Annotated in this window: 25 protein-coding genes; 17 read left to right on the forward strand and 8 right to left on the reverse strand. The window is 59.8% G+C overall.

From position 1 onward, the window contains the following. Positions 1–90: 90 nt before the first annotated feature. Complete coding sequence (locus ACMGF7_RS14235) at positions 91–1,053, forward strand: sugar-binding transcriptional regulator (protein WP_004936575.1); 963 nt, start codon at positions 91–93, stop codon at positions 1,051–1,053. A gap of 63 nt (positions 1,054–1,116) precedes the next feature. Here the strand turns inward: ACMGF7_RS14235 and ACMGF7_RS14240 are convergent, their stop codons facing one another. Then, positions 1,117–1,710: a lytic polysaccharide monooxygenase gene (locus tag ACMGF7_RS14240; protein ID WP_004936574.1), complete on the reverse strand. Its 594-nt coding sequence runs from the start codon at positions 1,708–1,710 to the stop codon at positions 1,117–1,119. A 404-nt stretch (positions 1,711–2,114) separates the two neighbouring features. Here ACMGF7_RS14240 and ACMGF7_RS14245 point away from each other — a divergent pair, with 404 nt between their 5' ends. Continuing rightward, on the forward strand, positions 2,115–3,056 hold the full coding sequence (locus tag ACMGF7_RS14245; protein ID WP_274864788.1) for a LysR family transcriptional regulator: 942 nt from the start codon (positions 2,115–2,117) through the stop codon (positions 3,054–3,056). An 86-nt stretch (positions 3,057–3,142) separates the two neighbouring features. Here ACMGF7_RS14245 and ACMGF7_RS14250 read toward each other — a convergent pair whose 3' ends face one another. Then, positions 3,143–4,642, reverse strand: coding sequence for a glycosyl hydrolase family 18 protein (locus ACMGF7_RS14250; protein ID WP_049243134.1), 1,500 nt, complete (start codon positions 4,640–4,642; stop codon positions 3,143–3,145). A gap of 294 nt (positions 4,643–4,936) precedes the next feature. Here ACMGF7_RS14250 and ACMGF7_RS14255 point away from each other — a divergent pair, with 294 nt between their 5' ends. From ACMGF7_RS14255 to ACMGF7_RS14285, 7 genes are all read left to right on the forward strand, one after another. Beyond that, on the forward strand, positions 4,937–5,263 hold the full coding sequence (locus ACMGF7_RS14255) for a phage holin, lambda family (protein ID WP_004936551.1): 327 nt from the start codon (positions 4,937–4,939) through the stop codon (positions 5,261–5,263). Beyond that, the gene (locus ACMGF7_RS14260; protein WP_015378690.1) at positions 5,253–5,654 is read left to right on the forward strand and encodes a M15 family metallopeptidase; all 402 of its coding nucleotides are present in this window, start codon (positions 5,253–5,255) and stop codon (positions 5,652–5,654) included. Before ACMGF7_RS14255 ends, ACMGF7_RS14260 begins: the two co-directional genes overlap by 11 nt. Next, positions 5,651–6,031, forward strand: coding sequence for a DUF2570 family protein (locus ACMGF7_RS14265; protein WP_044030723.1), 381 nt, complete (start codon positions 5,651–5,653; stop codon positions 6,029–6,031). The genes ACMGF7_RS14260 and ACMGF7_RS14265 overlap by 4 nt, the downstream gene beginning before the upstream one ends. Beyond that, on the forward strand, positions 6,012–6,185 hold the full coding sequence (gene lysC / locus ACMGF7_RS14270; protein WP_004936544.1) for a hypothetical protein: 174 nt from the start codon (positions 6,012–6,014) through the stop codon (positions 6,183–6,185). The genes ACMGF7_RS14265 and lysC overlap by 20 nt, the downstream gene beginning before the upstream one ends. A gap of 214 nt (positions 6,186–6,399) precedes the next feature. Further along, positions 6,400–8,679 carry an NADP-dependent oxaloacetate-decarboxylating malate dehydrogenase gene (gene maeB, locus ACMGF7_RS14275; RefSeq protein WP_004936542.1) on the forward strand — a complete coding sequence of 760 codons (2,280 nt, stop codon included), beginning with the start codon at positions 6,400–6,402 and terminating at the stop codon, positions 8,677–8,679. A gap of 109 nt (positions 8,680–8,788) precedes the next feature. Next, the gene (locus ACMGF7_RS14280; protein ID WP_004936539.1) at positions 8,789–8,998 is read left to right on the forward strand and encodes a type II toxin-antitoxin system Phd/YefM family antitoxin; all 210 of its coding nucleotides are present in this window, start codon (positions 8,789–8,791) and stop codon (positions 8,996–8,998) included. Next, on the forward strand, positions 8,995–9,351 hold the full coding sequence (locus tag ACMGF7_RS14285; RefSeq protein WP_164095977.1) for a type II toxin-antitoxin system death-on-curing family toxin: 357 nt from the start codon (positions 8,995–8,997) through the stop codon (positions 9,349–9,351). Before ACMGF7_RS14280 ends, ACMGF7_RS14285 begins: the two co-directional genes overlap by 4 nt. Before the next feature lie 9 nt (positions 9,352–9,360). Here ACMGF7_RS14285 and mmuM read toward each other — a convergent pair whose 3' ends face one another. Together mmuM and mmuP are read right to left on the reverse strand one after the other, a co-directional pair. Next, positions 9,361–10,299, reverse strand: coding sequence for a homocysteine S-methyltransferase (gene mmuM, locus ACMGF7_RS14290; RefSeq protein WP_049243138.1), 939 nt, complete (start codon positions 10,297–10,299; stop codon positions 9,361–9,363). Next, positions 10,289–11,698, reverse strand: coding sequence for an S-methylmethionine permease (gene mmuP / locus ACMGF7_RS14295; protein ID WP_273875534.1), 1,410 nt, complete (start codon positions 11,696–11,698; stop codon positions 10,289–10,291). Before mmuP ends, mmuM begins: the two co-directional genes overlap by 11 nt. A 177-nt stretch (positions 11,699–11,875) precedes the next feature. Here mmuP and ACMGF7_RS14300 point away from each other — a divergent pair, with 177 nt between their 5' ends. The 4 genes from ACMGF7_RS14300 (at position 11,876) to ACMGF7_RS14315 (ending at position 18,172) form a co-directional block, all read left to right on the forward strand. Then, the gene (locus ACMGF7_RS14300; protein ID WP_420286761.1) at positions 11,876–12,715 is read left to right on the forward strand and encodes a ChaN family lipoprotein; all 840 of its coding nucleotides are present in this window, start codon (positions 11,876–11,878) and stop codon (positions 12,713–12,715) included. Positions 12,716–12,817: 102 nt separating this feature from the next. Beyond that, on the forward strand, positions 12,818–13,615 hold the full coding sequence (locus ACMGF7_RS14305) for a TonB family protein (RefSeq protein WP_420286487.1): 798 nt from the start codon (positions 12,818–12,820) through the stop codon (positions 13,613–13,615). Positions 13,616–13,661: 46 nt separating this feature from the next. Beyond that, on the forward strand, positions 13,662–15,788 hold the full coding sequence (locus tag ACMGF7_RS14310; RefSeq protein ID WP_197800074.1) for a S9 family peptidase: 2,127 nt from the start codon (positions 13,662–13,664) through the stop codon (positions 15,786–15,788). A gap of 122 nt (positions 15,789–15,910) precedes the next feature. Next, entirely contained in the window at positions 15,911–18,172 is a 2,262-nt protein-coding gene (locus ACMGF7_RS14315) for a TonB-dependent receptor domain-containing protein (RefSeq protein WP_049243142.1), read from the forward strand. A 22-nt stretch (positions 18,173–18,194) separates the two neighbouring features. On the opposite strand, the gene ACMGF7_RS14320 is transcribed toward ACMGF7_RS14315, so the two are convergent. The 3 genes from ACMGF7_RS14320 to amiA all read right to left on the reverse strand — a co-directional run bounded on the left by ACMGF7_RS14320 (position 18,195) and on the right by amiA (position 20,517). Beyond that, the gene (locus tag ACMGF7_RS14320) at positions 18,195–18,650 is read right to left on the reverse strand and encodes a YaiI/YqxD family protein (RefSeq protein WP_004936514.1); all 456 of its coding nucleotides are present in this window, start codon (positions 18,648–18,650) and stop codon (positions 18,195–18,197) included. Further along, positions 18,650–19,570, reverse strand: a complete 921-nt coding sequence (gene hemF / locus ACMGF7_RS14325) for an oxygen-dependent coproporphyrinogen oxidase (protein ID WP_015378680.1) — start codon at positions 19,568–19,570, stop codon at positions 18,650–18,652. The genes ACMGF7_RS14320 and hemF overlap by 1 nt, the downstream gene beginning before the upstream one ends. A gap of 65 nt (positions 19,571–19,635) precedes the next feature. Then, positions 19,636–20,517, reverse strand: a complete 882-nt coding sequence (gene amiA / locus ACMGF7_RS14330) for an N-acetylmuramoyl-L-alanine amidase AmiA (RefSeq protein WP_021505629.1) — start codon at positions 20,515–20,517, stop codon at positions 19,636–19,638. 204 nt (positions 20,518–20,721) lie between these two features. Between amiA and ACMGF7_RS14335 the strand changes: the two genes are divergently transcribed. Next, a complete protein-coding gene (locus ACMGF7_RS14335; protein WP_004936504.1) occupies positions 20,722–21,147 on the forward strand; it encodes a GNAT family acetyltransferase in 426 nt (141 codons plus the stop codon). A gap of 41 nt (positions 21,148–21,188) precedes the next feature. On the opposite strand, the gene ACMGF7_RS14340 is transcribed toward ACMGF7_RS14335, so the two are convergent. Further along, positions 21,189–21,587 carry a YgiW/YdeI family stress tolerance OB fold protein gene (locus ACMGF7_RS14340; RefSeq protein WP_004936500.1) on the reverse strand — a complete coding sequence of 133 codons (399 nt, stop codon included), beginning with the start codon at positions 21,585–21,587 and terminating at the stop codon, positions 21,189–21,191. Positions 21,588–21,768: 181 nt separating this feature from the next. On the opposite strand from ACMGF7_RS14340, the gene ACMGF7_RS14345 reads away from it, so the two are divergent. The 3 genes from ACMGF7_RS14345 (at position 21,769) to ACMGF7_RS14355 (ending at position 24,036) form a co-directional block, all read left to right on the forward strand. Continuing rightward, on the forward strand, positions 21,769–22,224 hold the full coding sequence (locus tag ACMGF7_RS14345; protein WP_420286763.1) for a DUF2919 domain-containing protein: 456 nt from the start codon (positions 21,769–21,771) through the stop codon (positions 22,222–22,224). Between the two features lie 156 nt (positions 22,225–22,380). Next, entirely contained in the window at positions 22,381–22,968 is a 588-nt protein-coding gene (locus ACMGF7_RS14350) for an RpoE-regulated lipoprotein (RefSeq protein WP_004936494.1), read from the forward strand. Positions 22,969–23,136: 168 nt separating this feature from the next. Next, a complete protein-coding gene (locus ACMGF7_RS14355) occupies positions 23,137–24,036 on the forward strand; it encodes a Dyp-type peroxidase (protein ID WP_164095975.1) in 900 nt (299 codons plus the stop codon). Positions 24,037–24,152: the final 116 nt, after the last annotated feature.

The raw sequence follows: 24,152 nt of genomic DNA on the forward strand, positions 1-24,152 counted from the left end.
TTATACTAGCGGGCATTCAGCCTTGTCGGAGGGGCGTGTATCGTCCCTCCGCCATCATCAACCGGCCTGCCGTGGGGAAACGTCTAACGGATGGAAAAACAAACTGTGTCCCAGGATAACGAACTGCTGACCGAAATCGCCGTTGCTTATTATCAGGATGAGATCACGCAGGAAGAGATCGCCAAAAAGTTCGGCATCTCACGGATCAAAGTCGGTCGTTTGCTCAAGCGCGCCAAGGAAGAAGGCATCGTCGAGATCAACGTGCGTTATCACCCGGTATTCAGCACCCGGCTGGAACAGCAGATGATGGAACGTTTTCCCATCAGCCGCGCGTTGATCGCGCTCGACCATCAGGACGAAGAGGAACAGCGTCGGCAGGTGGCGGCGCTGGTGTCCAATTATCTGGCGATGTCGCTGAAAGACGATATGGTGTTGGCGGTCGGCCAGGGACGCAACGTGGCGGCGATCGCCGATCATGTCGGCAGCGTGACGGAACGCAACTGCAAGTTCATCTGCGGCATCGGCGGCACCCACCGTCCGGGCGACGCGATCAACGCCGACCATATCAGCCGGCGTCTGGCGAAGAAGTTCGGCGGCAGCAGCGAGACGCTCTATGCGCCGGCCTACGTCGAAAATCGCGCGCTGAAAGACGCCTTCATGCAGAACGGCACGATTAAGGAAACGCTGGATCGTGCGCGTAAGGCCGATGTGGCGTTAGTCGGCATTGGCGACATGAATGAAAACAGTTATATGGTGAAATTGGGGTGGTTTACGCCGCACGAGATTATCGACGCCAGCCTTAATCAGGGCGTGATCGGCGACATCGCCGGCTATGACTTTTTCAATGCTCAGGGGCAGCATGTCGACACGGTGATGAATGACAGAGTGATCGGGCTGAGCATTGATGAGCTGCGCAAAATCCCTTGCGTGATCGCCATTGCTTCCGAGAATACCAAGGCGCTGGCGATTTTGGGCGCTTTGCGCACCGGCGCCATCGACATTATCGCCACCAGCGCGCTCAATGTGCGCACTATCCTCAACATGTCGCAATAGCGGCACCTGCAAAAAAGGGTTCAGCGCCAGGCTGAACCCTCAACGATCTTCTCATTTGACCGATTATTTGCTCAGGTTGACGTCGATCGCCTGATAGAAGGCGTTAGCGGTGTCGGCTATGTCCCACACGGCAAGGATCACGTGCGAACCGCTGCGATCTGCCGGTATGTTGCACTGGTGGGTGACCTGTGCGGCAGGGATGGCACCGCCGTCGTTGAACTGGCAGAACGGCGTCAGGTCAAAGGAAGCGCGGGTCAGCGGCTGCGAAGCGTCCCAGTTCGGCTTGGTGATGAAATAGCGCCAGCTGGTGGTGCTGTGACGGGCGGTCAGCTTCCAGGTAAAGGAGTTCGGGCCGGTTTTCAGATTGAGCTTGTTCCAGCGCGTCGGCGTTTGCTGATCCAGTTCGAAGAAGGTGGACTTGTCGGCGCTGGCGATATGGCCGTCAGCCGGGCCGGCCTGCGGGAAGCCTTTCAGGCCTTCGACGCTCTGCGGTTCGTACTGCACGCTGCCGCACTGCGTGTTGAGCTGCAGTTTGCACTGGTAGGCGCGGCTGGCCGGCGATTCGACATAACCGTGAGCATTCGCCTGTTGTGAAACGCCGAACATGGCCGCGCTCAGCAGGCCCAGAGAGAGCAGGGTACGGGAAGTTTTGTTCATAAGTCACTCCTGACTGAAATTATGTTGTAAGTTGAGCGTATTTCACCGACAAAATGAGAGACTAATAACGCAATTGGAAATAACCATTTCTGTCGGCTTGTTTTATTTTTACCATTCTGGTTTGGCCGTAGATCGGAATGTTTTACCGGCTATTAACGAAAAATATTATGATGACAATCTTTGATCGTTAGGCCTAATTTATTTAACTGTCACAGTGTAAAAGCACGGCGCTATGATGAAATTTATATCAAGTAGTGATGAATAGTATTTAAGATAGCGCTCTCATTTATGAAGTATATTGCTTGTTGCGTTGAGTACCCTTGTTTGATTTGATCGATTTTTGTGCGCCACCACCTTGGGAATTTAGTGTCATTTTTCTTATTTTATTTTAAAGAGGAATTTGTATGACTAGATTATCCCTGGACGCGATTAAAATAATCAGCACCATCAAGAACACCGGATCTTTCTCTATGGCGGCGGAGGCGCTGCATAAAACGCCTTCGGCGATCTCTTATCGGGTTTCCAATATTGAAAGCAAACTCTGCGTGAAACTTTTTCATCGCAATGGCCCCATGATTACCCTGACGGATGAAGGGGAATTTCTCCTGCAGGAAGGCAGTTGGATTTTAAATGCGGTGCAGGATCTGGAAAGCCGGGTGCGCAACATCCCCAAGCTGGACAATAATATCCGCCTGGCGGTAGACACCTTCTTCCCGCTGGAAACGCTGACGCAGGATATCCGCGACTATATTCAACATTGCCCGAACGCCAATATCTCGGTGCAGCGGGAAGCGTTGAACGGCACCTGGGATGCGCTGAAGAACAATCGGGCGGATCTGATCATCGCCATCGGCCAAATCCCCGACAGCGTGCAGGCCAAAACCCTGATGCTCGGCAAGCTCAATTTCGTGATGTGTGTATCGCCTTCCCACCCGTTCGCGGCGCAGAGAAAGCCGGTATGCAAGAAGCAGCGGCTGAACGACATCGTGGTCGCGATCGCCGACAGCAGCCATGAGCTGCCCAAGCGCAATCACGGCACGCTGCCCTTGCAGCGTCAACTGGTGGTGTGTGATGTGGAAAGCAACCTGGCGCTGCTCAAGCGCGGCATCGGCCACGCTTTTCTGCCGCCTGCGCTGATCGAAAAGGAACTGGCCAGCGGCGAACTGGTGACGGTGCCGGTTGAGATGCAAAAGGGCGACGAAATGATTTGGCTGGCGTGGCATCCGGCCAGCAAGGGCGCCGGGTTTAACTGGTGGCATGAGCGGCTGACGCGCAAAAGCGATGTCTACAGCCTGATGGGCCGCGAAGTGGTGCGGGATGGCGGTTATCCATGGTGCCACAACTGAAGGAATAGAGACGAAGGGACGCGAAAATCAAACGGTTAACTCAATGAAAACCCCGCAGCATTCGGCTACGGGGTTTTTTTTATGGTTTACGCTACGCGGCCCACCTTCAGCCAGGCGCTGTCTGAACCCGGCGCAGAGGTGATGTAACCCCACTTGGTCTGCCAGACGTAGCCCTGGTAGGACACCAGCGCGCCCTGCGCGTAAGTGGTGCCCGGCACATAGGCCGGCGCGGTCATGATAGGCAGGTTGCCGGGGCCGACGCCGGTGTAGCGCAGCCCGGTGCCCATATCCAGCTGGCTGTCGTCGTAGTCCGCGGCGTTGAAATAGCGATCCAGCGCGGCCAGCAGATCGCCGTTGCGGTTGTCTTGCCCCAGATGCCAGAACATCACGCCGCCCAGCTGCTGCTGCTTGATGTACTTCGCTTTGTATTTGAAGCTCTCGGCATCGTCATAGGTGACGAACAGCCCGTTCTGCGCATGATACAGATAAGGGGTTTTGGTCTTGTCGTTCCACAACCGCTGATAGCCGTAGTTGCCCTGCAGCATCTGCTCCAACTGGCGATAGGAGGCGATGCGCGGATCCTTGTCGCGCACGCACTCTTCGCAGCCCACCAGCCAGTAGTCGGTGCTCGGATACGGATCTTCGCCCGGCGTGCTGTGGCTGCTGTATTGCCCGCCGTTGCCGCCGCTGACGCCCTTGAAGGCGCGGCCATAGAAGGGCACGCCCATGACGATTTTGGCGCTCGGCACGCCTTCCATCATCAGGTGCTGCTGCACCGCGGCGTCGACCGTCAGGCTGAACGGGCTGGGGAAGGCGCGGGTCAGCTCTTCCCAGCTCCAGCCCAGATTGGCTTCGCGCAGCGCGTTGTAGAAGGTCGGCCCGGCCGCGTCGCCGAACAGCGCCGCCTGGTGGTTGGTTACCTTCTCCCAGGGGCCGGCCAGATCGTAGGTCATCAGGTTGATGTAATCGAGCTGCGCGACGATCTGCGCCAGCTTGCTGTAATAGCGCGACAGGAAGAAGGCGCCGCCGGCGCCGGCGATGGTCAACTGATACGGCAACGCCTGGCGGCCGTCGGCGATGGTTTGCTGGTTCAGTAAGGTGCGGATCTCCTGCAGCGCGGCGATGAAACCGTCCACTTCCGCCGCCTGCGGATACTCCCAGTCGATGTCCACGCCGTCGAAACCGTAATCCTTCATGATGCGCACGCAGGATTGGGCGAGCTTGGCGCGCGACGCCGGGGTTTTCACCGCGTTGACGTAGTTGGCGTGCGACACGCCCAGATCGTTGGAGTAGTACCAGCCGCCGATGGAGAACATGATGCGCAGGCTGGGGTTATGCGCTTTGAGCGCGGTCAAACGGTTGACCACATCGCGCGCCTTGGCGTCGTTGGTGGCCGGATCCCAGGCGCATTCCAGGTTGCTGTTGATATCCAGGAAAGAGAAGTTGATGTGCGTCAGCTGTTTGGCTTTGGCCGGCGTGATGTTGGAAACCGGGAACGGCACGATAGAGGTATCGGACTCGGTGTAATTATTGATTTGGTTGGTTGGAATAAAATAATACCCAATAACGGCTTTGCGTGTGGACATGGTATTTCTCCAGAGTGGATGTTTTTATGATGGGGAAGTATTTCCCACCGCCATTAATGTTTATTTTTCGTAAAAACAAAAGTCGAAATAAATCACCATAAGAATGAATTTTTTATTTACTGCCGCCTGTCTTGGCGTTTATGTGTTGTGCCAACGTTCAGCGTGAATGAATTCGACCATAGGGCCTGTATTTATTCATTTGCTTTGTAATAGCATCCTTAACTAGATTCTGATTATCCGATGTTCCACCGGCCGTGATTGGCATTTAATTAAAAATAAAAAAGGAGATGAGCTATGTCCAGCATAGAGCCTGACGCTGTTGGCTTAATAGTCCAGCGAGTATGTGAATATCTTCAGCCGGTATTGAACGCCATTTTGGCCGGCGTGATGGCGCTATTACATGGCGCCTACCGCAACGTGGGCATTCGGCGACGCTTATTGAATGCGGCGATGTGCGCGTTATTGGCCTGGACGGTGCGCGATGCGCTGGCGTTGATGGGCCTGGAATTAAAGTGGGCGAATTTGGCCAGCGTACTGATTGGTTTTATGGGGGCGGATTACATCAACGCCTTAATTAAAAAATTCATCGGCAAAAAGACGGGGTTTAAAAATGTTAAATGACATTGAAGAGATTCGTTTTACCGCCCGCAGCGAAGAGAACCTGCGCGGCGTGCACCCGGATCTGGTGCGCGTTATTCGCCTGGCGCTGCGTTATTCGCTGGTGCCGTTTTCCGTCAGCGAGGGGCTGCGCAGCATGGCGCGCCAGCGGGAAATGGTGCGCGCCGGCAGCAGCCAAACGCTGCGCAGCCGCCACCTGACCGGGCACGCGGTGGACGTGGTGGCGATGCCGGCGGGCGTGGTCTCCTGGGAGTGGGATTACTACGCGCAGATTGCAGTGGCGGTGCGGCGCGCGGCGCGTGAATGCGGCATCAACGTCGAATGGGGCGGTGAATGGAAAACCCTCAAGGATGGCCCGCACTTCCAGCTGCCGTTTCGGGACTATCCGGCATGAGCGGCTGGCTGCAAAAACTGATGCAGGGCGGGTTGCTGCTGCTGTTGCTGGCGGCTATCTGCCTCGGCGGCTACAGCGCGCTGTTGTCGCACCAGTTGGCGTCCGCGCGGCAACAGGCGGCGGAATTGCAAAAAAGCCTGGCGCAGCAGGCGGGGCTGATCGCCACCTTGCAGACACAGGACGCGCAAAATCGTGCGCTGATGGCGGCGCAGCAGCGGCAGGAACAGCAGCTGCGCCAGCAACACGAGGCTTATCAGAGGAAATACCGTGAAGCGATTAAAAACGATCCCTGCGCCGCTCAGCCTCTGCCTGGCGCTGTGTTTGAGCTCCTGCGCCCGGCCGCCGGCGCCGCCGGCCGTGCCGCTGTTGCCCCCTGAGTCGGTGTTCGCGCCCTGTGAGCAGCCGCAGCTGCAGGGGGAGACCTGGGGCGATGCGGTGAGCTATGCCCTGGCGTTACAAACCTCGTTACACATTTGCGCCGGCCAGGTGGAGACGCTCAACGCCTGGCGCGCCACGCTGCCGCCGCGCTGACGGCGGCGTTTCTCCGCTCGTCCCGCAGGCCTTCTTTTTTTACTTTTAAAACGCTCTTTCGACCAAGGTTATGGCGCGCTTCAAAGTTTGTGATGTTTCTCTCACTATACTTCAAGGCTGTGCCCTGTCATTGTAATTGGGCGCCATGGCCCACGGCAGGGCGCAGCCTCAAAGCCTTACCTCAACATAAAAGCAAAAAACAAAGGAATCCATAATGGACGAACAGCTCAAACAGAGTGCCCTTGATTTCCATCAGTTTCCTGTCCCAGGGAAGATCCAGGTTTCCCCTACCAAACCGTTGGCGACCCAGCGCGATCTGGCGCTGGCCTATTCGCCGGGCGTCGCCGCGCCTTGCCTCGAGATCGCCGAAGATCCGCTGGCGGCCTACAAATACACCGCGCGCGGCAACCTGGTGGCGGTGATTTCCAACGGCACGGCGGTACTGGGTCTGGGCAATATCGGCGCGTTGGCCGGTAAGCCGGTGATGGAAGGCAAGGGCGTTTTGTTCAAGAAGTTTTCCGGTATCGATGTATTTGATATCGAAGTGGATGAGCATAACCCTGACAAATTAATCGACATTATCGCCGCGCTGGAACCGACCTTCGGCGGCATCAACCTGGAAGACATCAAGGCGCCGGAGTGTTTCTACATCGAACAGAAACTGCGTGAGCGCATGAAGATCCCGGTGTTCCACGACGACCAGCACGGCACGGCGATCATTACCACCGCCGCGGTGCTTAACGGCCTGCGCGTGGTGAAGAAGAACATCTCCGATGTGCGGCTGGTGGTGTCCGGCGCCGGCGCGGCGTCCATCGCCTGCCTGAACCTGCTGGTGGCGCTGGGGCTGCGTCAGCAGAACATCACCGTCTGCGACTCCAAAGGCGTCATCTATAAAGGCCGCGACGCCAATATGGAACAGACCAAGGCCGCCTACGCCATCGAGGATAACGGCCAGCGCACGTTGGGCGACGCCATCCCGAACGCCGACATCTTCCTCGGCTGCTCCGGCCCGGGCGTCCTGACGCAGGATATGGTGAAAACCATGGCGCGCGATCCGCTGATCATGGCGCTGGCCAACCCGGAACCGGAAATTCTGCCGCCGCTGGCCAAAGCGGTGCGCCCGGACGCCATCATCTGTACCGGCCGTTCCGACTACCCGAACCAGGTGAACAACGTCCTGTGCTTCCCGTTCATTTTCCGCGGCGCGCTCGACGTGGGCGCCACCACCATCAACGAAGAGATGAAGCTGGCCTGCGTGCACGCCATCGCCGATCTGGCGCTGGCGGAGCAGAGCGACGTGGTGGCTTCCGCGTATGACGATCAGGATCTCTCCTTCGGGCCGGAATACATCATTCCGAAACCGTTCGATCCGCGTCTGATCGTCAAGATCGCGCCGGCGGTGGCCAAGGCGGCGATGGATTCCGGCGTGGCGACGCGCCCGATCGAAGACTTCGACGCCTACGTGGAGAAGCTGGCGGAGTTCGTCTACAAAACCAACCTGTTCATGAAACCGATCTTCTCGCAGGCGCGCAAAGAGATGAAGCGGGTGGTGCTGGCGGAAGGCGAGGAAGAGCGCGTGCTGCACGCCACGCAGGAGCTGGTGTCGCAAGGGCTGGCTTTCCCGATCCTGGTCGGCCGGCCGAGCGTGATCGAGATGCGCTTGAAAAAGCTGGGCTTGCAGCTGACGCCGGGCAAAGATTTCGAAGTGGTGAACAACGAGTCGGATCCGCGCTTCAACGAATACTGGGGCGAGTACTACCAGATCATGAAACGCCGTGGCGTTTCGCAAGAGCAGGCGCGCCGCGCGGTGATCGGCAACCCGACGCTGATCGCCGCCATCATGCTGCACCGCGGCGAAGCGGATGCGATGATCTGCGGCACCATCGGCAGCTACCACGAGCATTACGACGTGGTGAAGAACGTGTTCGGTTTCCGTGAAGGCGCGCACGTCGCCGGCGCGATGAACGCGTTGCTGCTGCCGAGCGGCAACACCTTTATCGCCGACACCTACGTCAACGACGATCCGACGCCGGAACAGCTGGCGGAGATCACCCTGATGGCGGCGGAAACCGTGCGCCGCTTCGGCATCGAACCGAAAGTGGCGCTGCTGTCTCACTCCAGCTTCGGCTCGTCTGATTGCCCGGCGGCGCGCAAGATGCGTAAAACGCTGGAGCTGGTGAACGAGCTGGCGCCGGAGCTGGAGATCGACGGTGAAATGCACGGCGACGCCGCGCTGGTGGAAAGCATCCGTCACGATCTGATGCCGGACAGCCCGCTGAAAGGCTCGGCCAACCTGCTGATCATGCCGAACATGGAAGCGGCGCGCATCAGCTACAACCTGCTGCGCGTCTCCTGCTCGGAAGGGGTGACCGTCGGGCCGGTGCTGATGGGGGTCGCCAAGCCGGTGCACATCCTGACGCCGATCGCCTCGGTGCGCCGCATCGTCAACATGGTGGCGCTGGCGGTGGTGGAAGCCCAGACCGAACCGCTGTAAGGCCGGGATGAGTGACTGGCCCCCTGCGCCGTTGGCGCCGGGGGCTTTTTTATTTCCAGCGGACGTGGTACAAATAATCGTCAAATATGTACATGTACAGGTAAAGAAAATGACTACGATCAGCTACACGGCGGCGAGAAACAATTTGGCTGAGGTGCTTTTGGAAGCGCAAAAACAGCCGGTGGAAGTGACGCGCCGCGGACACGATGAGGTTTACATCATCAGTAAGGCCGACTATGAGGTTTTGGTCAAAGCCAAGGTGAAAGCGCGCATTCAGGCTAAACACGCGGATACGATTAAGGCGCTGGCCAATAGATGATCTTTTTGACCGCAGAGGATATTGCGGAATTCAATGCTGAAATTGTGCCTCACGGCCGCCAGGAAGGCAGCAAGGTTGAGGCTGTAGCCAACCGCGTGCTCAATGCTTACCACTCTGAGAACGTCACCGACGTTTACCGTTTGGCCGCGCTCTATCTCATCGCCATCAGCCACGGTCACATTTTTCTTGATGGCAATAAGCGCACGGCCTTCCAAAGCATGGCGCTATTTCTCGGTATTAATGGCATTGCACTGCGGGAAGACGCAGAACTGGTCGAAATTACGGTTGAAGCAGCCCAAGGCCGCCTCAACGTTGAACAAGCCGCTGAACATTTACGCCGGCTAACCGAATAACCCCCTTTCTCATTTCTTGCAGCGCGCGGCGATGGCGCGAATATCCTGCGGGGTGGTGCGGCAACAGCCGCCGATCAATTGCGCGCCGAGCGCGCGCCACTCCGTCGCCTGATCGGCCAGGCTGCCGTGTTCGCCGCCGCAGGCGTGCCAGGTTTTGCTCACCGCATCGTAATGCTCGCCGGAGTTCGGGTAGACCAGCAGCGGTTTGTCGGCCAGCGCGCTCAGCTGACGCAGCGCCGGGGCGACCTTGTCCAACGCGGTGCAGTTGATGCCGATCGCCAGCACCTGCGGGTTGCCGCGCAGTGCGGACATGACCTCCGTCAGCGGCGTGCCGTCGCTGAGGTGTTGGCTGTCGCGCAGGGTGAAGGCGAACCAGGCGCCGAGCGTCGGGAACTCCTGCAGCAGCGTCAGCAGCGCCTGCAGTTCAGCGAACGACGGCAGCGTTTCGCAGGCCAGCAGATCGACGCCGGCGGCGGCCAGCGCGGCGAGGCGCGGGCGGTGGAAGGCAATGAAGTCATCCTGCGCCAGCCGATAGTCGCCGCGGTATTCCGAGCCGTCGGCCAGATAGGCGCCGTACGGGCCTACAGAACCGGCGATCAGCAGCGGCGCGGCCTGCGGGTGTTCGGCCAGATAATCGTGGCGCGCGCGTTGCGCCAGCTGCACGCTTTTGGCGATCAGCGCCAGCGACCGATCCTGATCCAGGCCGCGACGCAAGAAGCCCTGCGGCGTGGCCTGATAGCTGGCGGTGATGGCGCATTGAGCGCCGGCGTTGAAATAATCGAGATGCACCTGATAGATAAGCTCGGGATTTTCAATCAGCACCTTGGCCGACCACAGCGGATCGGTCAGATCGCAGCCGCGCGCTTCCAGTTCGGTGGCCAGCGCGCCGTCCAGGATCAGCGTCGGCTGTTCGGCCAGCAGGCAGGCGACGGGGTTGTTAACCGACATGTTGTTCTCCCAAAGCATTTTTTTGCCCGGCGCGCCGGGTCAGGAAATAGGTGAGGTAGCACAGGGCGACGAACGGCAGCCCGCAGTAGAGCGCGATGCGCTGCTCCGGATCGAACGCCAACCCGATGCAGGCCAGCAGGCACAGCGCAAAGCCGAGGATCGGCGTCAATGGATAGCCGGGGGCGCGGTATTTCAGGCCGCTTATCGGCTGGCCGCTGCGCAGATAGGCGCGGCGGAAAGCATAGTGGGCGGCGCAGATGCTCAGCCACACCGCCACCACCGCAAAGCCGGAGATCGCCGACAGGGCGACGAACACCGTGTCCGGCGCGATCACGCTGGTCAGCAGCGCCAGCACGCCGCCGAGCATGCTGAAGGTCAGGGCGTTGATCGGAATGCCGCGCGCATTGACGCGCGCAAAGTAGGCCGGCAGGGTGCGCTGGTGGGCCAGCGACCACAGCATGCGCCCCGAAGCGTACAGGCCGGAGTTGGCCGCCGACAGGATGGCGGTCAGGATCACGAAGTTGAAGATATCGGCGGCGTAAGGCACGCCGATGTGTTCAAACACCAGCACGAACGGGCTTTTGACGATCCCCGCCTGATCCATCGGGATCAACGCCGCCAGCACAAACACCGTGCCGATAAAGAACAGCATCAGGCGGATCACCGTGGTGCGGATCGCCAGCGGCACGACTTTCTCCGGGTTCTCGGTTTCACCGGCGGCGATGCCGATCAGTTCCGTGCCGGAGAAGGCGAAGTTCACCGCCACCATGGTCATCAGGATCGGCAGCGTGCCGTGCGGCAGCCAGCCGGAAGCGGTCAGGTTATGCAGGAACGGCGCCGGCGTGCCGTCTTTCATCGGCAGCAGGCCGAACATGGCGGCGCCGCCCAGAATGATGAACGCCAGAATGGTCACCACTTTGATCAGCGAAAACCAGAATTCGCTTTCGGCAAAAAAACGGGTGGTCACGACGTTGAGCAGGAAAATCGCCGCGCAGAAGATCAGGCACCACAGCCACACCGGCGACTGCGGGAACCAGTACTGCATGCAGAATCCGGCGGCGGTCAGGCTGGAGCCCAGCGCCACCGTCCAGGTGAGCCAATACAGCCAGGCGACGGCATAGCCGGTGGCCGGCCCCAGATAGCGCGAAGCGTAGACGTGAAAGGCGCCGGTTTCCGGCATCGCCACCGACAGCTCACCCAGGCACAGCATCACCAGATACACCACCAGCGCGCCGATCAGGTAAGCCAGCAGGGTGCCGAGCGCGCCGGTGGTGGAGATGATGTAGCCGGTGTTGAAAAACAGCCCGGTGCCGATCACGCCGCCCAGCGACAACATCACCAGGTGCCGGGCCTTCATGCTGCGTTTGAACTGCCCTGCGGCGGGCGCCGATGCGTGCATAATAATCTATCCGTATAGACGTCTAAATATCTGAATGGCTATTGGTTATACCCGTAATGCCTTTTTAACGCAATGCGCCACCGGCGATCGCCGCGTAAAAAAATCGTTAAGTCGGATTTATATGCAAATGATAATTATTATCTATAATGTCGCCATTTTCGCTAATGGGGCAACATGATGAGATATCTGATTTTATTGGCGGCCTTGGCGCTCGGCGCCTGCAGCCAAACGCCGGTGAAGGCGCCGGCCAATGACGTCGCGAGTTTGGGGAGCATCACCGATCTGCACAGCGGTGCGAGCTTGACGCCGGAGCAGCTGTTGACGCGATTGGCGCAGCAGCCGCGGGTGATCGTCGGGGAAAAACATGACAATCCTTACCACCATCAGGTTGAGCAATGGCTGGTGCAGCAACTGCCGCAGCGGCGGCCGCAGGGCAGCGTGCTGATGGAGATGATCAACCCGAACCAGCAGGCGCAGGTGGACAAAGTCAAGCAGTGGCTGCAGAGCGACCCCACAGTGCGTGACGGCCGCGTGGCGGAGCTGATCGCCTGGCAGCCGGGCTGGAAGTGGGAACTGTATGGCGGGGTGACGATGGCGGCGATGCGCGCGCTATACCCGCTGTGGTCAGCCAACCTGGATCGCAGCGAGATTACGGCGTTCTATCAGCAGCCGCAGTTCCCGGTGGGGCAGCTATCGGCGCAGCCGGCGGTGCGCAAGGCGTTGGAAGAGACCATCCGCACTTCGCACGGCGGCAAGATTGAGGCCGACCAACTGCACGCGATGTTGGCGATCCAGCAGCAGCGCGATCGGCGCATGGCGGAACGTTTGCTGGCGGCGCCCACGCCCGCGCTGTTAATCGCCGGCGGCTATCACGCCGCCAAATCGGTGGGCGTGCCGCTGCACGTGCGGGATCTGCAACCGGCGGCGGCGCCGACGGTGCTGATGCTGGCGGAGCCGGGCGTACAGGTCGATGCGAACACGGCGGACTACCTGTGGATCACACCATCAGTGAAATGAATACGTTAAGGCAGTGAAAAGGGGTGTTAATTATAATTGCAAATGATTATCATTAGTAAATGTGATCTGCAATCATTCGCAATTAAGCAAGCTAATGCCCCTATGTTAAGTCAGTCTTATTCCCTTCCGGCCTTTGAGCTGCCGCAGCCGCGCTGGGCGCGCGGCCTGCTGCTCGCCCTGGCGGCGCACGCGGCGTTGGTGCTGCTGTTTTATTGGCCGCAGACGGCGCTGGAGCCGGTGGCGTTGCCGCCGCCGGCGGTGATGATGAGCTGGGCGGCGCAGATTGAAGCGCCGGAAAGCAAACCGCTGCCGCTGGGCGTGCAGCAGGCGGAGTCCGCCGCGGCGCAGCCCGCTGAGCAGCAGCAGCAGCCGGATCTGCCCAAGCTGGCGCGCGCCGATAAGGCGAAGATCGTGACGGCGCAGAAGAAGCGCGCCGAACACCGCCCCCCGCAAAAAGCGCAGCCGAAACCGCAGGAACAGGCCAAAGAGACGCGCAATGCCGCCGCGTCCAGCGCCGCCGCGCCGCAGGCGCAGACGCTCTCTCACCACACCGCCGCGCCGATCAACAGCGACGCCAACAGCAGCGCGCAGGCCAAGCTGTCGTGGGAGAGCCTGGTGAAAGGCAAGCTGAACCGCATCAAGGAATATCCCCCGGATGCCCGCAACCGCCGGCGCAGCGGCATGCTGCAGGTCAGTTTCAGCGTCGACGCGCAGGGGCGGGTATCGAACGTGATCCTGCTGGCGCGTTCCGGCACCGCGTCGCTGGATCGGGAAGCGGTAGCGGTGGTGTCGCGCGCGCAGCCGTTGCCGCCGCCGCCGCCGGAGATGCTGCAGCAGGGGGCCGTCAGGGTAACGATGCCGATCGATTTCAATCTGGCGGAGCTGAACGCCCGCCGTTAATGCTGGCAGACGCCGCCGTCCGCCTTTTCAAACTTCGTGAGGGATTATGAACCCGCTGTTATTCACCCCGCGTCGCCGCATCGCGGCCGCGCTCTGGCTTTCTTTAGGCGCCGCCGGCGCCGCGCTGGCGCAACCGCAGCCGCCGTTGGCGGAACGCGCGCCGAAAGCGCTGACTGCCCACGGCGAGACGCGCACCGACGATTACTACTGGCTGCGCGACGACAGCCGAAAAGAGCGGAAGGTGCTGGACTACCTGAAGGCGGAGAACCGCTACACCGAGCAGATGATGGCGCCGTACCAGAAGCTGCGCGCCACGCTGTATCAGGAGATGCTGGGCCGCATGAGCCCTGACGATCGTTCGGTGCCGTATCAGCTCAACGGCTATCGCTATCAGGAAAGCTACGCCGCCGGTAAAGATTTCGCGCGGTATCAGCGCCAGGCGCTCACCGCCGACGCGCCGTGGCAAACCCTGTTGGACGCCAATCAGCGCGCGGCCGGCCATGCCTATTATCGCCTGGGGGCGATGGACATTAGCCTGGACAACCGCCGCCTGGCGGTGGCCGAAGATCTGCAGGGCCGCCGCCAATACCGCATCTCCCTGCGCGAGATAGGCAGCGAACGCTGGTCGCCGGAAACGCTGGAAAACACCTCCGGCAACATGGTGTGGGCCAACGACAACCAAACCCTGTTCTACGTGCGCAACCACCCGCAAACGCTGTTGCCATACCAGGTCTATCGCCATCAGTACGGTACGCCGACGGCGCAAGATAAGCTGGTGTACCAGGAGAACGATCCGGCGTTCTACCTCAGCCTCGGCCGTTCTTCTTCGCGTGACTACCTGATACTCACCATCAGCGGCAACACCACCTCCGAAGTGCGCCTGATCGACGCCAACCAGCCGCAGCGCGAGCCGCAGCTATTCGCCGCCCGGCAAAATGGCCGCGAGTATTATCTCGATCACTACCGCGGCGAGTTCTATCTGCGTTCCAACCATCAGGATCCGAACTTCGGCCTGTATCGCACGGCGGTGGCGGGCAAACCCTGGCAGACGCTGATTGCGCCGCAGGCGCAGCACGAGGTGGAGAGCTTCAGCCTGTTCCGCGACTGGCTGGTGGTGCAGGAACGCGCCAACGGGCTGGTGCAGCTGCGGCAAATCAGCTGGGACGGCAAAACCGAGCGCGCCATCCCGTTCGACGACGCCAGCTACATGGCCTGGCTGGGCTATAACCCCGAGCCGGACAGCGATCGGTTGCGCTACGGCTATTCGGCGATGACCACGCCGACCCGCACCTATGAGTGGGATCTGAATAAGGGCGAGCGCACCCTGCTCAAGCAGCAGGACGTGAAAGGCGTCGATCCCAGCCTGTATCACAGCGAGCGCATTTGGATCGCAGCGCGGGACGGCGTGAAGGTGCCGGTCTCGCTGGTGTATCGCAAATCGCTGTTCAAAAACGGCCATAACCCGCTGCTGGTTTACGGCTATGGCGCTTACGGCATGAGCATGGATCCGGCGTTCAGCGCCAATCGCATCAGCCTGCTGGATCGCGGCTTCGTCTATGCGCTGATCCACGTGCGCGGCGGCGGCGAGCTGGGACAGAGCTGGTACAAACAGGGCAAGCTGACGCACAAACCGAACAGCTTCAACGACTTCATCGACGCCACCCAGGCGTTGATCAACGGCGGCTACGGCCAGCCGGGGCGCATCTACGCCATGGGCGGCAGCGCCGGCGGTTTGCTGATGGGGGCGGTGATCAATCAGGCGCCGCAGCTGTACAACGCGGTGGTGGCGCAGGTGCCGTTCGTCGACGTGGTGACCACCATGCTGGATGACAGCATTCCGCTGACCACCGGGGAATACGAGGAGTGGGGCAACCCGCACCAGCCGGCCGCCTATGCGCTGATGAAGTCCTACAGCCCGTACGACAACGTGCGCAAGCAGCATTATCCGAACCTGCTGGTCACCAGCGGTTTGTACGACTCGCAGGTGCAGTATTGGGAGCCGGCCAAATGGGTGGCGAAGCTGCGGCGTTTCAAACAGGGCGATTCGCTGCTGCTGCTCTCCACCGACATGACCGCCGGCCACGGCGGCAAATCGGGCCGCCTGGCGCGGCTGGAAAACGGCGCGCTGGAGTACGCCTTTATTTTGGCGGCGGATCGGCAGACGCAGAAATAACCTTCAGCGCCGCGGCACGCTGCGGCGCAATAAAACAATAACAATCTTTTACCGCGCGTTTCGGCGGGCTTTTTGCTGGGCATTGTCGGCCATCAAACCTTATTGGCTATTTCTGGGGATATATGAAAATCAAAATGATAGCGAGCCTGATCGGCGCGGGACTGGCGCTGTACGGGCCGGCTGCGGCCGCGCAGGAACAGGCGGAAAATAATAAAGGCAGCGTGGCGTTCAGCCCGCTTAACGTCTCGGCCGCCGACGGCGGCAAGAGCAGTGAAAAAGAGGCGTTGGCGAGGCCTGGCGCGTTCAGCTCGCGCGACGAAAACAAAAATCTGGAGTCGGTGGACAGCATTCTGCGCAGCATGCCGGGCACCTATACCCAGATTGACCCCAGTCAGGGGGCGGTCAGCGTCAATATTCGCGGCCTGAGCGGCTTTGGTCGGGTCAACACCATGGTCGATGGCATTACCCAAAACTATTACGGTACTTCCACGTCTGGCGTGATATCGCACGGTTCGACCAATAACCAGGCGGGCGTTTTGATTGACCCCAATTTCATCGTCGGCGTGGACGTGGCGCGCGGTGAGAACAGCGGCGGCAGCGGCGTAAACGCGTTGGCGGGCAGCGCCAACTTCCGCACTATCGGTGTTGATGATGTGATCTTTTCCGGCAATCCTTTCGGCGTGAGAACCAAATTCTCGGTCGGCAGCAACGGCATTGGCCGCAGCGGCATGATCGCCGTCGCCGGCAAGGGACAGGCGTTTACCGATACCGGCAGCATTGGCGCGATGGCCGCGGTCAGTGGGAGCTCTATTTATTCGAACTTCAACAATGGCGACGGTATCAGCAGCGAAGATTTTGGGTACGATGAATTTATGAAGCAAAATCCCAAGTCACAGCTGTTCAAACTGGATATCAAGCCTAACGAGTTCAATAGCATTGAGTTTTCCGCCAGGAACTACCAAAACCGCTTTTCTCGGCGCGATATCGATAGTCATGACCTCTACCTCAAATATCACTATGCGCCGTTTTCGGAGCTGGTGGATTTAAACTTCACCGTCAGCACCAGTAAAGGCAATCAGAAATACGACGGCGGTTCGCTATTCACCTTCTTTAACACCAATGCAAAAAACCGCTCCGATGCGCTGGATATCAACAACACCAGCCGATTCAGCCTGCTGGATACTGATGTAGCCTTCAGTTATGGCGGCAAGCTGATGCGCAACCAATACCGCAAACATGTTGAATCGGCGATAGAGAATGCGCAGACGGCGCAGGAGGCGATAGAAAATAACACCTTCGCGCCATCCGGCGAGCAGCGAATCGGCAGTTTATATACCGGCCTGCAGCTTAACCGGGATATTTATCAACTCGATCTCAATCTGAACTACACCAGCAACAAGCTGACCGGCTACAAGCCTGAATGCGATTATCGCGTGGAATGCTTCCCGCAAGGGGCCGCGAACATCAATTTGAAAGAGCAAGGGTTCAATCCTTCGGTAATGCTATCGGCGCAGGTGACGCCGTGGTTGCAGCCGTTCGTCAGCTACAGCAAATCGATGCGTGCGCCGAACATTCAAGAAGTGTTCTATTCCAACTCGGGTGGCGCATCGATGAACCCGTTCCTCAAGGGGGAACGGGCGGAAACCTGGCAGGCCGGCTTCAATGCCAACGGACACGATCTGTTGGTGAAGGAAGATTCATTGCGCCTTAAGGTCGTGGGCTATACCAGTAAGGTACGTAATTACATCTTCAGCGAGTCCTACATGGTATGCCGCAATGGGCGGAAATGCAGTTATCGCGAAAATCTGGAAAACGATTGGGCCGATGCGAGCGAAGATTACTCGGACAACATGTATATCTACGTTAACTCTCTGACGCCGGTACGCATGCATGGTGTTGAGGTTGAAGCCAACTATGACGCCGGTCGAGCATTCGCCCGCGTCTCTTTCAGCAAGCAACACACCGAGCAGCCGACCTCCATCGCCAGCACCTATTTCGGCGCCGGGGATATCAATGAACTACCGGACATGTATTTTACGTTGGATACCGGGGTGCGTTTCCTTGATGAATCGCTAACCGTCGGCAGCATCGTGAAATACACGGGCAAAACGCGTCGCTTGTCGCCGGATTATGAACAGAGCGAAGTGACCGGTGAAATCCTGAAGCAAGAGATGCCGAACATTCCTACCATTATTGACCTGTACAGCACTTATCAGATCAACCGCAACGTCATGCTGAAATTTAGCGTGCAAAACGTGATGAACAAGAGCTATTCCGAGGCGTTGAACAAACTGAATATGTTGCCGATCCAAGGGGATGACGCGACGGCCGCCAACACCGCCCGTGGGCGGACTTATATCTTCGGCGGGGAGGTGCGCTTCTAAACCGCAGCAGAGCAGGGCGCAGTCACTGCGCCCGTTTCGCCTGCAGCAGCCATTTGTCCAGCTCGTTGGCGAACTGCTGGCGGTCGCGCTGGTTCAGGGCGTTCGGGCCGCCGGTCTGAATGCCGCTGGCGCGCAGAGTATCCATAAAATCGCGCATGTTGAGGCGCTCGCGGATGGTGTCCGGCGTATAGCGCTCGCCGCGCGGGTTCAGCGCCACCGCGCCTTTCTCTATCACCTCCGCCGCCAGCGGGATGTCGGCGGTGATCACCAGATCGCCCGCTTCGCAGCGGCGCACGATCTCGTTATCGGCCACGTCGAAACCGGCCGCCACCTGCAGCGAACGGATGTACTTCGACGGCGGCGTGCGCAATGGCTGGTTCGCCACCAGCGTGACGGTGATGGCGGTGCGATCGGCGGCGCGGAACAGCACCTCTTTGATCACGTTCGGACAGGCGTCCGCATCGACCCAAATCTGCATCATTTCGGCTCCTGCAGCCAGTCGCGCACCGGCAGGAAATCGCGCGTCAGCGCCGCTTCCGGGCTGTCGGCCTCCGGCTGGTAGTTATATTCCCAACGCACCAACGGCGGCATCGACATCAGGATGGACTCGGTGCGGCCGCCGGTTTGCAGCCCGAACAGCGTGCCGCGATCCCACACCAGGTTGAATTCCACATAGCGGCCGCGGCGATACAGCTGGAACTGGCGCTCGCGCTCGCCCCAGGTCAAGGCCTTGCGTTTTTCGACGATCGGCAGGTAGGCGTCGAGGAAGCCCTGGCCCACCGCGCGGGTGAAGGCGAAACAATGGTCGAAATCCGGGGTGTTCAGATCGTCGTAGAACAGGCCGCCGATGCCGCGCGCTTCGTTGCGGTGCTTGATGAAGAAGTAATCGTCGCACCATTGCTTGTATTTCGGGTAGACCTCGTCGCCGAACGGCGCGCACAGCTCGGCCGCGGTGCGGTGCCAGTGCACGGCATCCTCTGCGAAACCGTAGAACGGCGTCAGGTCAAAACCGCCGCCGAACCACCACACCGGCGCCTCGCCCGGTTTTTCGGCGATGAAGAAGCGCACGTTGGCGTGGCTGGTGGGCACGTAGGGGCTGAGCGGGTGGATAACCAACGAGACGCCCATCGCCTGGAAGCTGCGCCCGGCCAGTTCCGGACGGTGCGCGGTCGCCGAGGCCGGCAGAGTGGCGCCGGAGACGTGCGAGAAGTTGACCCCCGCCTGTTCGAACACCGCGCCGTTGGTCAGCACGCGGCTGCGGCCGCCGCCGCCTTCTTCACGCGTCCATTGGTCTTCGGTGAACACGGCGCCGCCGTCGGCCTGGGCGAGCTGCGCGCAGATGTGATCCTGCAGCGCCAGCAGGAAGGATTTTACTTCAGCGATGTTAGGTAAACTCATGCGGGGTCTTTATAGCGTCTGGCTGAACAAGGCGCTGAGTATACTCTTATTCGCCGCCCGCGGCATCAGCGGGGTTTGCGTTGGTGTGCGTCGAAATAGTCGAAGAAGTTGATGATGCCGTCCGCGATGGCGCGGGCGATTTTCTCGCGAAACGCGGTGGTGCCCAGCAGCCGCTCTTCGTTCGGGTTGGTGATGAACGAGGTTTCCACCAGCACCGAGGGGATGGACGGGGATTTCAGCACCGCGAACGCCGCCTGTTCGGTGCTGTCGCTGTGCAGATGGTGCACCGGGCGAATTTGGCCGAGCACGTGGCGGCCGAGCGTCAGGCTGTTGTTGATGGTGTCGGTTTGCACCAGATCGAACAGCACCTGCTGCAGGTAGTTGTCCTGATCCTTGTACTTGCCGCCCGCCACGTCGTCCGCGGCGTTTTCACGGTTGGACAGGTAGCGCGCCATGGCGCTGCTGGCGCCGCGGTTGGAGAGGGCGAACACCGAAGCGCCGGAGGCCGACGGGCTGGTGAAACCGTCGGCGTGAATCGAAATGAACAGATCGGCCTGGTGCTGGTGGGCGATCTCCACCCGCTGGAACAGCGGAATGAATTCGTCTTCTTCGCGCGTCAGGCGCGCCTCGACGTGATCGTGCTCATGCAGGAAACGGCGCACGTGGTTGGCGATTTCCAGCACGATGTGTTTTTCCTGCGAGCCTTCATGGCCGACCGCGCCGGAGTCGATGCCGCCGTGGCCGGGATCGATCATCACCCGCTTTTTGCCGCCGGCCGGTTTCGCCGCCGGTTTGCTGTGCTGATTGCGCAGCAGGCCTTCCGCCTTGGCGTTTTGGCTTTTCACGCCGAACAGCGCCACCGCCAGGCCGGAAAGCAAAAGTTGGCGTCGCGTCGGGGAAACGGCAAGCGGCTTAAAATTGAGGAAGGGTTTACCCTGCTTTTTCATGACGCAACGCTCCGTCGACGTTTGTATTTTGCGACGTTATATCGTATTGATAATCATTAATCGACCCGATAACTATTTCCATTTATTACGCTTGTTACCGGCGATTCCTGGGCAAATAGCGCGCTAAATCGCAGTTTGATATTGCGTAAGTGAATAATCACGCGATAATCAGATAAACACCTTAATTAACAGCGGCCAACATCGATGGAAATTCGCGTATTTCGACAAGACGACTTTGAAGAAGTCATTACCCTGTGGGAGCGCTGCGATCTGCTGCGGCCCTGGAACGATCCGGAAATGGACATCGAGCGCAAGCTGAACCACGATCCGGAGCTGTTCCTGGTGGCGGAGGTTGGCGGCGAAGTGGTCGGTTCGGTGATGGGCGGCTATGACGGCCACCGCGGCTCGGCGTATTACCTCGGGGTGCATCCCGACTATCGCGGGCGCGGCATCGCCAATGCGTTGATCAACCGTCTGGAGAAGAAGCTGATCGCCCGCGGCTGCCCGAAGATCCAGATCATGGTGCGCGAAGACAACGACACGGTGGTTGAGATGTACGAGAAGCTCGGCTACGAAATCCAGGGCATCACCAGCCTGGGCAAGCGGCTGATCGAAGATCAGGAATATTGATCGAGCGGCGGACGGCGGTATAGCCCGCCCGCCGCAGCGCATTACGGCAGCTTTTTGACGGTTTTTACGTCCACTTCCACGCTGCTCCAGTCTTTATCCACTTTCCCTTCCAACTGCACCTTGTCTTTCGGTGTGACGGTTTGGCCGTTCCAGCGCTTGCGATCGATCTCGACCGTCAGGGTGCCGGTGGCGTCGCGGAAGGTGTAGGTATCGTCGCCGATGCGCTGCTCGATGTTGCCCTGCAGCATCACCCAGGTGTCGTCGCTCAGCGATTTCACCTTGTCCACGGTGGTCAGCGCCGCGCTGGGGCCGGAGAAACCGCCCTGCGGAGCGGGTTGCGTTTGCGCCTGCGGCGCGGCCGGATCGAGGAACCCGCCTTGTTGCGCCAGTACCGGTGCGCTGCACAGCGCGATCAGAGCGGCCAGAGTCAGTTTTTTCATGTTGCGCTTCCTTATCGTTATCGAAAATCACATCCCGCTGATATCGGGTGCTTGCTTGGTGATAAGGATTAAAACACGCCGATCTTAAGAGCTTCTTAAGCCGACGCATTGAAATTCTCGCTGGCGGCGCCCATCTGTAGCCATAGTCTTTATTCTGTGGCAAGGAACGAGCGTTGAAGCCATTCTCCCCCGGTTTTCCCCGGACGATTACGACCAGCATGGCGCGCTGCGGCTGCCGCTGGGATTTTGGGCCGTGCTGATTTTGCAGGCGCGCACCTGGCTGTTGTTCGTGATGGCCGGCGCTTCACGTGAGCAGGGCGAAAGCCTGTTGGCGCTGTTTTATCCGGATACCCAACGTTTTTGGTACGGCATGCTGCTCGGCCTGCCGGCGGCGCTGGCGTTTTTGCTGAGCGGCCGTCGCCACCAATGGCCGCGACTGTGGCGCGGCTGGCGCTGGGGGCTGGCTGTCTCGCTGCTGGCGTCGCTCGGCGGCTCGCTGTTCAGCCTGTGGCGCCAGGACGGCGATGCGCCGGGGCTGGAGCTGGCGTTGGTGTTGCTCGACGCGCTGGCGCTGAGCTATCTGCTGCTGAATGCGCGCCTGAAAGCCTGTTTCGCGCCGGCGGAGCACGCCGACTAATTGCCGAGAAGTGCGGCACTTTTCGCATTTTCCGCACTCCAAGCTGGCAACCGTTGGCGTAGTGCGGGCCGTTGTGAGAGGCTGGCATGCAGCAAAACGCCGAGTGCGGCAGGCGCGGGCTACCGCGCCGTGCCATTGATGTCTAAGGAGCTAGAGATGAATATTCGCCCCCTGTTGTTAGGGCTTCCGCTGTTACTGACCGGCTGTTCGAGCATGTCCAATTTCTCCTGGTCCAGCCTGTCGCCGTTCAACTGGTTCGGCAGCAGCCTGGAGGTCGGCGCCAAGGGCGTCGGCAAGCTCAACGCCGGCACGCCGATGTCGGAAAGCGCCATCAATGACGGGCTGGACGGCAACTACCGCCTGCGCGGCGGCATGGCGACCAACAACGGCCAGATCGTCTCTTATTACCAGGCGCTGTCCGGCGACGAAGTGAAACTGGTGATCACCGGCGAACCGAAAGGGCGCCTGCAGCGCGTGGACGTGCTGGATCCGAAAGTGGCGACGGAGTGGGGCAACAAGCTCGGCACGCCGTTCGGCGATATGTACAGCAAGGCGTTCGGCTCCTGTAAGCCGGGCAGCGGCGAAGACGCCGGTAAAGTGGAGTGCGTGGCGGAGCAGAGCAAGTACGTCACCTACATCTTCAGCGGCAAGTGGGCCGGGGCGCAGGATATCATTCCGCCGGACGACACCCTGAAAAGCTGGACGGTCAGCAAAATCATCTGGCACGCCAAGCCGCAGCAGTAACGTGTTCAACGGGCGCCGGTTCGCGGCGCCTGCCCATTACCCCTATTTTCTTTGCGCTGCTGCAAGGCAATCGTCCGCGCTTGCGGTATGATAGCGCGCGTTTGTAACAGGGAACCCGCGCGTCAACCGCCATACCTGTTGCCTGGTTTTGGTATTGAGGATAACAACATGACACAGGTTCAGAGCGGCATTCTGCTGGAGCACTGCCGTTTCGCCATTTTTATGGAAGCCAGCGTACAGGGCGAATTCGCCGACTTGCGCCAGGGCTGCAAGCAGTTTTGTCAGACCCTGAGCGAGCTGCAGCAGCAGTTCCCCGATGTGCGCCTCGGCGCGGTGATCGCTTTCGGTTACGACGTTTGGCACGATCTCTCCAGCGGCCAGGGCGCGAAAGAGTTGAAGCCGTTCACGCCGCTCGGCAAAGGGCTGGCGCCGGCCACCCAGCGCGATATGCTGATCCACATCCAGTCGCTGCGTCATGACGTCAACTTCACGCTGGCGCAGGCGGCGCTGGCGGCGTTCGGCAATGTCATCAAGATTGAAGAAGAAACCCACGGCTTCCGCTGGGTGGAAGAGCGCGATCTGAGCGGCTTCATCGACGGCACCGAAAACCCGCAGGGCGACCAGCGCCCGGCAGTGGCGACGATCGCCGAAGGCGAAGAGGACGCCGGCGGCAGCTATGTGCTGGTGCAACGCTACGAGCACAACCTGCGCCAGTGGCAGCGCTTTACCACCGAACAGCAGGAGCAGATCATCGGCCGCACCAAGCACGACAGCGAAGAGCTGCCGGCCGATCAGCGCCCGGATACCTCGCACGTCAGCCGCGTCGATCTGAAAGAGAACGGCAAGGGCCTGAAAATTTTGCGCCAGAGCCTGCCTTACGGCACCGCCAGCGGCAAGCACGGCCTGTTCTTCATCGCCTATTGTGCGCGCTTGCACAATATCGAGCAGCAGCTGCTGAGCATGTTCGGCGATCTGGACGGCAAACGTGACGCGATGTTGCGCTTCAGCCGTGCGGTGACCGGCAGCTACTATTTTGCGCCATCGCTGACGCGCCTGCTGTCACTTTGACGCCGTCGCCGAAGCCGGTGCGTCCGGCTTCGGTCTGTTTTCCCGCCTCAAAACGCCTCGTATTTCCTGCCTTATAGCGTTTGATGCTTGTAAATCACTAAACGGTATATAAAAGC

Origin of the sequence: Serratia sp. BNK-17, assembly GCF_048684935.1 — a bacterium.
GTDB classification, from domain to species: domain Bacteria; phylum Pseudomonadota; class Gammaproteobacteria; order Enterobacterales; family Enterobacteriaceae; genus Serratia; species Serratia nematodiphila.